Origin of the sequence: Longimicrobium sp. (genome assembly GCF_036554565.1) — a bacterium.
In the GTDB taxonomy this organism is placed as follows: domain Bacteria; phylum Gemmatimonadota; class Gemmatimonadetes; order Longimicrobiales; family Longimicrobiaceae; genus Longimicrobium.
On record NZ_DATBNB010000744.1, the window covers coordinates 1 to 7,063 of the forward strand.

7 protein-coding genes are annotated in these 7,063 nt (G+C 70.4%); all 7 read left to right on the forward strand.

The features are described 5' to 3' along the window. Positions 1-300 precede the first annotated feature (300 nt). The 7 genes from larC to VIB55_RS20945 all read left to right on the forward strand — a co-directional run bounded on the left by larC (position 301) and on the right by VIB55_RS20945 (position 6,981). Positions 301-1,470 carry a nickel pincer cofactor biosynthesis protein LarC gene (larC, locus tag VIB55_RS20915; RefSeq protein WP_331878613.1) on the forward strand — a complete coding sequence of 390 codons (1,170 nt, stop codon included), beginning with the start codon at positions 301-303 and terminating at the stop codon, positions 1,468-1,470. A gap of 74 nt (positions 1,471-1,544) precedes the next feature. After that, on the forward strand, positions 1,545-2,804 hold the full coding sequence (locus tag VIB55_RS20920; RefSeq protein ID WP_331878614.1) for a tetratricopeptide repeat protein: 1,260 nt from the start codon (positions 1,545-1,547) through the stop codon (positions 2,802-2,804). 178 nt (positions 2,805-2,982) lie between these two features. Beyond that, positions 2,983-3,525 (forward strand): DUF2007 domain-containing protein, encoded by a 543-nt coding sequence (locus tag VIB55_RS20925; protein ID WP_331878615.1) that lies wholly within the window; start codon positions 2,983-2,985, stop codon positions 3,523-3,525. 132 nt (positions 3,526-3,657) lie between these two features. After that, positions 3,658-4,983 (forward strand): ribosome biogenesis GTPase Der, encoded by a 1,326-nt coding sequence (der, locus tag VIB55_RS20930; RefSeq protein WP_331878616.1) that lies wholly within the window; start codon positions 3,658-3,660, stop codon positions 4,981-4,983. Beyond that, entirely contained in the window at positions 4,980-5,639 is a 660-nt protein-coding gene (plsY, locus tag VIB55_RS20935; protein ID WP_331878617.1) for a glycerol-3-phosphate 1-O-acyltransferase PlsY, read from the forward strand. Before der ends, plsY begins: the two co-directional genes overlap by 4 nt. Beyond that, positions 5,636-6,646 carry an NAD(P)H-dependent glycerol-3-phosphate dehydrogenase gene (locus VIB55_RS20940; protein ID WP_331878618.1) on the forward strand — a complete coding sequence of 337 codons (1,011 nt, stop codon included), beginning with the start codon at positions 5,636-5,638 and terminating at the stop codon, positions 6,644-6,646. Before plsY ends, VIB55_RS20940 begins: the two co-directional genes overlap by 4 nt. Continuing rightward, the gene (locus tag VIB55_RS20945; RefSeq protein ID WP_331023655.1) at positions 6,643-6,981 is read left to right on the forward strand and encodes a MerR family transcriptional regulator; all 339 of its coding nucleotides are present in this window, start codon (positions 6,643-6,645) and stop codon (positions 6,979-6,981) included. The genes VIB55_RS20940 and VIB55_RS20945 overlap by 4 nt, the downstream gene beginning before the upstream one ends. Positions 6,982-7,063: the final 82 nt, after the last annotated feature.

Genomic DNA, 7,063 nt, shown 5'->3' on the forward strand with positions numbered 1-7,063 from the left:
CAAACTGCGCGGGGGAAGGGAGCCAGTAGAGTGCGCGCAGCCACCCGGAGCGCAATCGAATTCTCCTCTCCCCCATGGGGTTTATGGGGGAGAGGTCGGGAGAGGGGGGCTGCCGCGGCATGCGCCACTGTCAGCCCCGATCGGGCCCGACGTTCTCCCCTCCCCTCCGCTGCGCCAGTGGGCCGGGGCGCCGACGCGTTTGACGCCGCCCGGTCCGCGCCCTAGAATGCGCGGCGTTTTTCCACCGCCGAGCCCGCGCGAAACCCGCGCGCCGCGAAGCGACGACCGGACGGGCAACGAGTGCGCGGACTGATCTTCGACCCCTTCGCGGGGGTCAGCGGCGACATGACCGTCGCCGCGCTGCTGGACCTGGGGCTGCCGCTGGAGTGGCTCCAGCGCTTCGTCGCGGAGCTGAACCTGGGCGACATCGGCGTGAGCGCCGAGCGCGTGGACCGCAAGGGGATCGCTGCGACCCGGCTGGTGCTGAACCTGCCACACGAGCACGCGCACCGGCACCTGCACCACGTGGTGAAGATCATCGAGGGCACGCGCGTGAGCCCCGAGGTGCGCGACCGTGCGGTGCACGCGTTCACGCTTCTTGCTGAGGCCGAAGCCGCGGTGCACGGCACCACGGTGCAGAAGGTGCACTTTCACGAGGTGGGGGCGCTGGACGCCATCATCGACGTCCTGTGCGCCGTCGCCGGGAGCCACGAGCTGGGCGCCACCGAGTTCTACACCCGCCCGGTGGCGCTGGGACGGGGGTGGGTAGACATGGCGCACGGGCACTTTCCCGTGCCGCCCCCCGCGGTGCTCAAGCTGCTGACGGGCATTCCCGTGCGCGACCCCGAGTTCGAGGGCGAGTGCACCACGCCCACGGGCGCCGCGCTGGTCAAGGCGCTCACGAACGGCGCGCCGCCGCCGGTGACGTTCACGCCGCTGGCGAACGGGTTCGGCGCGGGAACGCGCGACCCGCAGGACCGCCCCAACGTGCTGCGCCTGATCCTCATCGAGCCGCAGGCGGGGGGCGAGGACGCGGTGATGGTGGTGCAGTGCGACGTCGACGACCTGCCCCCCGAGTACGTGCCCACGCTGCTGCAGGCCGTGCTGGACGCGGGGGCGGCCGACTGCTCGGCGCAGCCGCTGGTGATGAAGAAGGGGCGCACCGGCGTGCGCATCGAGGCCCTGGCCGAGCCGGGAGCGCTGGACGCGGTGCAGGCCGCGCTCTTCCGGGCGGGAACCACCATCGGCCTGAGGTTCTGGCCGGCGGCGCGGCGCACCCTGCCGCGGCGAGTGGAAGCGGTGACGTGGCGCGGCCAGGAGATCCGGGTGAAGCGCTCGGCCCTCCCGGGCGGCGGCGAGCGCGCCAAGCCGGAGTTCGAAGACGTGGCGCGTGCCGCCGCGAACCTGGGGATCACTCCCCTGGAGGCGTACCGGGGCCTGCTGGCGGACGGCGTGGCCCGGGAACAGTGAATCGGCCGGATGCGTCCGGCCCGTATCGGCCCGCTCCCGGCGGAGCGGGCTTTTTCCACCAACGGAGGATGCTGATGAAGATCGATCGTGGCCTGGCCGTGGTGCTGGGCGGCGTGCTGGCGGCGGCTGCCTGCGCCCCCGCCGCCGGAACCGGTGGGGGCGGGGGTCCGCGGATCACGGTGCCCGTTCCGAGCGTCACCTGCACGAGCGGGCCCCTGACCAGCTTTGCGCAAGCCGACTCCGCGGCCAGCGCCATGGCCCTGGTGGGCACCCTGCCCGACTCGGCACAGGGCCCGGCGTACACCACGGCGCTGGCACAGGCGCGGCGCGCGGTCGCCGCCCAGCCCGAGAACGCCTACGCGCAGTACCTGGCCGGCCAGGCGGCGCTCCTGACGGGCGACTTCGCCGCCTCCGCCACCTATCTCGCCCGCTCGGAGCAGCTCTGCCCCGAACTGGGTGCGTACGATATCGACCGGCTGCAGTCGGCGGGCGCGGGGAATGCCTTCAACGCCGCCACCGGGCTGCTGCAGGCCGGCGACACCACGGCCGCCATCGCCAGGCTGGAAACGGCCATCGCGCTGGACCCCGAGGCCTACGCGGCCGAGTTCTACCTGGGGCTGATCAACTTCCAGCGCCAGAACACTGGCGAGGCGGTCACGCGCTGGCGCCGGGTGCTGCAGCTGCTGGAAACCATGCCCGCCGACACGTCGGCGCAGGAAAACCAGCAGCGCCAGGACGTGCGCGGCAACGTGGTGAACGCCATGGTGCTGGCCGGCGTGCAGTACCTGCAGCGGGAGCAGAACGAGCCCGCCATTCCGCTGCTGCAGGAGCTCACCCGCATGGTGCCCAACAGCGCCGACGCGTGGTACCACTTGGCGCTTGCCCAGTACAACCTGGAGCGCTGGAGCGACCTGGTGGCGTCGGGTCAGCGTGCCACCGAGGTGGCCCCGCTCAGCCATGGCGCGTGGGTGCTGTACTACAACGCCTACGCGGGCCAGGCGCAGGCCGCGTCCGAGGCCAACCAGACGGCGCGTGCCAACGAGCTCAGCCGGCAGGCCACCCAGGTGCGCACCCGCTCCGAGAGCCTTCCGGTGCGCATCGAGGGGCTGACGATCGACACGGGCGACGAGTCCACCGCCATCAGCGGCACCGCCGTCGGCACGGGGCGCACGGCGCCGGTCACGGTGGAGTTCACGCTGTACGGAATCACGGGAACGCTGGGCACGGGGCAGGTGACCATCACCCCGCCCGCGAAGGACCAGCGCGCGCCGTTCAACCTGACGGTCGCCAACGCCCGCCCCATCACGGGCTACAGCTACCGGGTCGTCCAGTAACCGGAACCAGCATCACCGAAGGCAGCCGCGGCCGGCGGGGACCCGTTCCCCGCCGGCCGCGGCCTCTTTCGGTTCGATTCACCGCGTTCCGGGTTCCTCCTTCCTCTCTGCACGCTTCTTGCGCCTTTGGACGCCCGCGGCACCGTCGCCGCGGCCCCCACGTCCGGAGACCCGATCCTTGTCCGTCGAAAGCCCCGAAATTCCCGAGCAGGCGTATCAGTGCGAGCGCTGCGGCGCCGAGTACGCCGGCGGCGAAGGCTGCCCCATCTGCGGCCTGCTGCGCGCCCCCGTCGCCTGCGAAGACGGCAGCCAGACCAACTTCCGCTGCGTCATTTGCGAGGCACCCGTCTGCGGCAGCGAGCCCGAAGGCACCCGCCCCGTCACCTGCCAGCTGCACGAAGGCATTCCCGTCATGGAGGCGTGGGCCCAGGTGTACACCACCTCCGACGAGATCGAGGCCGGCCTGATCGTGCAGAACCTGCAGTCCGAGGGGGTGGACGCGCAGCTCTTCTCGCAGAAGGACGGCATCTTTCCCGTGGACCTGGGCGAGCTGTCCATCGTTCGGGTGATGGTGCCCACCTGGGAGTACGAGGCCGCCATCGAGATCATCCGCGCCCACATGGACACCAGCGGCGAGGTGAGCTTCGCCTGCCCGGCGTGCGGCGAAGCCTACGAGCCCGGCGACACCGCCTGCACCAGCTGCGGCGCGCCGCTCGGCTGAACGGCGGTTGCGGAAGTCACGAAGTAGCAGAGTCGAGGGAAGTGACGGCCGTTGGAGTTCGCGGCCGTTGGTCCGCGCTGTTACTTTTGTGGCTTTCGTGCCTTTCTCTACTTTCGTCCGTCAAGAGCACTCGTGAAGCTACCCGTGGTGGCCGTCGTCGGCCGGCCGAACGTCGGCAAGTCCACCTTTTTCAACCGTGTCCTCGGCGAGCGCATCGCCATCGTCGAGGACCGCCCCGGCGTGACCCGCGACCGCAACTACGCCCGCACCGAGTGGAACGCGCGCGAGTTCTACCTGGTCGACACCGGGGGGATGGTCGAAAACTCCGACGAGCCCATGGACCGCCTGATCCGCGACCAGGTGCTCACCGCCATCGCCGAGGCCGACGTGCTGGTGCTGATGGTGGACGGCCGCGCCGGACCTCATCCGCTGGACTACGCCGTCGCCGAGCACCTTCGCCGGGCCGCCAAGCCCAACGTGCTGCTCGTCAACAAGATGGACAACCTGGGCGCCCACACCGCCACGGGGCACCACGACTTCTGGGACCTGGGGCTCGGCGAGCCGTACCCCGTCAGCAGCCTAAGCGGCAAGGGGAGCGGCGACGTGCTGGACCTGATCGTCGAGCACCTTCCCGACATCGAGGGCGAGGAGGAAGAGGCGCTGCGGGTGGCCGTCATCGGCCGGCCGAACGTGGGCAAGTCGTCGTACGTCAACCGCCTGCTGGGCGAGGAGCGGCTGGTGGTGTCGGACGTGGCGGGAACCACGCGCGACGCCATCGACACGCCCATGCGCTACCAGGGGCAGAAGCTGGTCTTCGTCGACACGGCGGGGCTGCGCCGGCAGGCCAAGATCGACGAGGGCGTCGAATTCTACAGCTCGCTGCGGACGGAACGCGCCATCGAACGCGCCGACGTGTGCCTCCTGCTGCTCGACGCCACCGAGCCCATCGCCGTACAGGACCTGAAGATCGCCGAAAAGGCGTGGGATTCGGGGAAAGGACTGATCATCATCTGCAACAAGTGGGACCTGGTAGAGAAGGAGACGATGACGGCGCCGCGGTACGAAAAGGAGATCCGCGAGCGCGCGCCGTACCTGCAGTGGGTTCCCATCCTCTTCACCAGCACCCTCACCGGCCAGCGGGTGCACCGCGCGCTGGAACTGATCGTAGAGGTGCAGGAGCAGCGGCACCGCCGCATCTCGACGCACGAGGTGAACGAGGTGATGCGGGCGCTGACCATGCGGACCAAGCCGCCCGCCTCGCACGGCCGCCCGGTCAAGTTCCTCTACGGCACGCAGGTGGCCGTCGCGCCGCCCACGTTCATCCTGTGGGCCAACGATCCCGAGGGCGTTCCCGAAAGCTACGAACGCTACCTGATGAAGGGCTTCCGCGAAGCGTGGGGGTTCCAGGGCTCGCCGCTTGTCATCCGGCTGCGCCGCCGCGACGAGGAGCGGGAGTGACACCCGCCCTGCTCGTTTTGGCCGCGTACCTGATCGGCGCCATCCCCGCCAGCTACATCGCCGGGCGGCTGGCGAAGGGCATCGACCTGCGCGAGCACGGCAGCGGCAACCTGGGCGCCACCAACGCCTTCCGTGTCCTTGGTGCAAAGGTGGCGGCTCCCGTGGTCGTCTTCGACATCCTCAAGGGCACGCTTCCCGTCGTCGCCTTCAGCCAGTGGGACGGCTCGGCGGACTGGCGATGGGAACTGGCGTACGGGGCGGCGGCCATCGTCGGCCACGTCTTTCCTGTCTACATGCGCTTCCGCGGTGGCAAGGGCGTCGCGACCAGCGCGGGGGTGTTCCTGGCCCTGGCGCCCGAGGCCGTGGGGCTGGGGCTGCTCACCTGGCTGATCGTGCTCAAGCTGACGCGGATGGTGTCGGCCGGGTCCATCGCCGCGGGGGTGGTCGTGGGCGTGCTGCTGGGCCTGAACGTGCCCGCCGAGCGGCTGGAGGTGCGGATCCTCGGCGGGCTCATCGTGGCCTTCATCATCTTTGCCCACCGCGCCAACGTGGGGCGCATCGTGCGGGGCGAGGAGCACCGCTTCGGAATGAAGAAGGAGCCGCAGGCCACGGTGGCCGCCGCGGCGGTGACGGCGGACGCAAAGGGGGCCGAATGACGTCGCGCGCGGCGGTGATCGGCGCGGGAAGCTGGGGCACCGCCCTCGGCAACCTGCTGGCGGGCAAGGGGATCGAGACGGTCGTCTGGTCGTACGAGCCCGACGTGGCGGATTCCATCAACCGCGAGCACGTCAACCGCAAGTACCTGGACGGCATCGAGCTCGCGCCGTCGATGCACGCCACGCCGGACATGGCGGAAGCTGTGCGCGGCGCCGACCTCGTCCTCTCCGTCTCGCCCTCGCACGTGGTCCGCCAGGTGATGGCGCATGCCGCGGAGCACATGGACGACGGCGCCCTGCTGGTCAGCGCGTCCAAGGGCATCGAGAACGATTCGCTGAAGACGATGGACGGCGTGCTGGCCGACGTGCTCCCCGAACGGGCGGCGCGTTCGGCCTGCTTCCTGTCCGGGCCCAGCTTTGCCATGGAGGTGGGACGCGGATTTCCAACCGCCGTCACCATCGCCTCGCACGATGCGGACGCGGCGGTGCGGGCGCGGGACGCCTTCCAGACCGCCCGCTTTCGCGTCTACACCAGCGCCGACGTGGCCGGGGTGGAGCTGGGCGGGGCGGTGAAGAACGTCATCGCCATCGCGGCGGGGACGGTGGAGGGGATGGGGTTCGGCTTCAACACGCAGGCGGCGCTGATCACCCGCGGGCTGGCGGAGATCACGCGGCTGGGGCAGGCGATGGGGGCGGACCCGCGGACGCTGGCGGGGCTGGCGGGCATCGGCGACCTGATGCTCACCTGCATGGGCGGGCTCAGCCGCAACCGCACCGTGGGCGTGGAACTGGGGCGCGGACGCAAGCTCGACGACATCCTGGGCGGCATGGTGATGGTGGCCGAAGGAGTAAAGACGGCCCGCTCGGCGCGCGACCTGGCGCGGCGGATGAACATCGAGATGCCCATCGTCGAGGCCGTGTACGCCATGCTCTTCGAGGACCTGGACCCGCGCCGCGCCGTGGAGCAGCTGATGCTGCGGGAGCCGAAGCCGGAGCACCACGGATGAAGCGCCCGCAGCGCGAGTTCTATTCGATCGGCGAGGTGTGCGAGCTGTTCGACGTAAAGCCCCACGTGCTGCGCTACTGGGAAACGCAGTTCCCCGCGCTGTCGCCCCCCAAGAACCGCTCCGGAAACCGCGTGTACCGCGCCCGCGACCTGGAGCTGATCGCCCTGATCCGCCACCTTGTGCACGACGAGCGCTACACGCTGGAAGGCGCCCGCAAGCGCATCGACGAGCTGCGCCAGGAAGGCGCCGCCTCCGAAGCCGCCTCGCGGGCCCTGGAGCGCTCCTTCGTCCGCTCCCTGCGCGCCGAGCTGGAGGAGATCTTGGAGCTGCTGTGAGCGGCGGTGGGGAAGTGCGTGAGTGCGAAAGTGCGAAAGTGCGAAAGTGCGAAAGTGCGAAAGTGCGAAAGTGCGAAAGTGC

Bases quoted from the DNA above. Each gene is read 5' to 3' on its own strand.
- VIB55_RS20920 (WP_331878614.1), top strand. From the start codon at position 1,545: ATGAAGATCGATCGTGGCCTGGCCGTGGTGCTGGGCGGCGTGCTGGCG.
- VIB55_RS20940 (WP_331878618.1), top strand. From the start codon at position 5,636: ATGACGTCGCGCGCGGCGGTGATCGGCGCGGGAAGCTGGGGCACCGCC.
- VIB55_RS20945 (WP_331023655.1), top strand. From the start codon at position 6,643: ATGAAGCGCCCGCAGCGCGAGTTCTATTCGATCGGCGAGGTGTGCGAG.